Source organism: Streptomyces sp. SID11385, from assembly GCF_010548245.1.
Lineage (GTDB): Bacteria > Actinomycetota > Actinomycetes > Streptomycetales > Streptomycetaceae > Streptomyces.
The window spans coordinates 1-1,177 of record NZ_JAAGLR010001134.1 but is presented as its reverse complement, the minus strand read 5'-3'; the positions used below and the strand labels follow the sequence as shown (position 1 = coordinate 1,177).

At 74.9% G+C, this 1,177-nt stretch carries 1 protein-coding gene; it reads left to right on the top strand.

Annotated features, from left to right (window positions below):
• Positions 1-1,112: thioesterase domain-containing protein (locus tag G3I42_RS34545; RefSeq protein ID WP_239096881.1), on the top strand; the 1,112-nt coding region annotated here is incomplete at its 5' end.
• Between the last annotated feature and the right edge of the window lie 65 nt (positions 1,113-1,177).

Sequence of the window (1,177 nt, the reverse complement as noted above, 5' to 3'; positions counted from 1 at the left end):
CCGAGCCGGGCGCCGAGGTGAGCCGCGCCGCGCTGCGCCGCGCGCTCGCGGACGCGCTGCCCTCGTACCTCGTACCGGCGCACCTCACCGAGGTCGGCGCGCTGCCGCTCACCGCGCACGGCAAGGTCGACGTCCGCGCGCTGCCCGCGCCGCGGGCGGAGGACGCGCAGGCCGCGTACGAGGCGCCGGTGACCCTCTACGAGGTGAGCATGGCGAAGCACTGGGAGACGCTGCTCGGGCTCGAACGGGCCGGGCTCGCGGACGACTTCTTCGCCTCGGGCGGCAGCTCCATCAAGCTCATCGAGCTGCTGCACCACCTGCGCACCGAGTTCGGCGTGGGCGTCCCCGTCAGCCGCCTCTACCAGGTCACGACGCTGCACGGAATGGCCGCCGCCGTCGAGGAGCGCGTCACGGGGACGACGGCCGACGAGGTCCCGCACCTCACCTTCAACCCGGAGGCGGAACGCCCGCTGTTCTGCTTCCCGCCCGCCGGGGGGCACGGGCTCGTGTACCGGGGCCTCGCGGCCTCGCTGCCGGCCCACCGGCTCATCGCCTTCAACTACCTGCCCGGCGACGACAAGGTGAGCAGGTACGCGGACCTCGTCGCCGCCACCGTGCCCGAGGGGCCCGTCCCGCTGCTGGGGTACTCGCTCGGCGGCAACCTCGCCTTCGAGGTCGCGCGGGAACTGGAGGCGCGCGGACGGGAGATCGCGCACGTCGTCGTGCTCGACTCGCGGCGCACCCTGGAGGCGTACGAGCCGGGCCCCGAGGTCCTGAAGGCGTTCGAGGCGGAACTCGGGCACCACCTCCACCAGCACACCGGCTCGGAGATCGTCACGGCGGCGGTCATGGAGCACGCCGCCGAGTACCTGCGCTTCTGCGGGCGGACGCCGAACACGGGGACGCTCGCGGCGCCCGTGAGCGTGCTCACGGACGAGGACAAGGCGGACCTGTACGAGGAAGGGGTGCCGGGTTCCTGGCACGGCTCCTCGGCGGTGGGCCACCGGGTCCTGTGCGGCTTCGGGACGCACGCCGAGATGCTCGACGCCGAGCACCTGCCGCGCAACGCGGAGCTGGTGCGGCGGCTGCTCGACGGGGAGGCGGCGGCGTGAACGCGGCGGAGGCGGCGGCGCGGTCGGCGGCGCGGGTGGCGGCGGACGTGGACGCGGGGACGGCG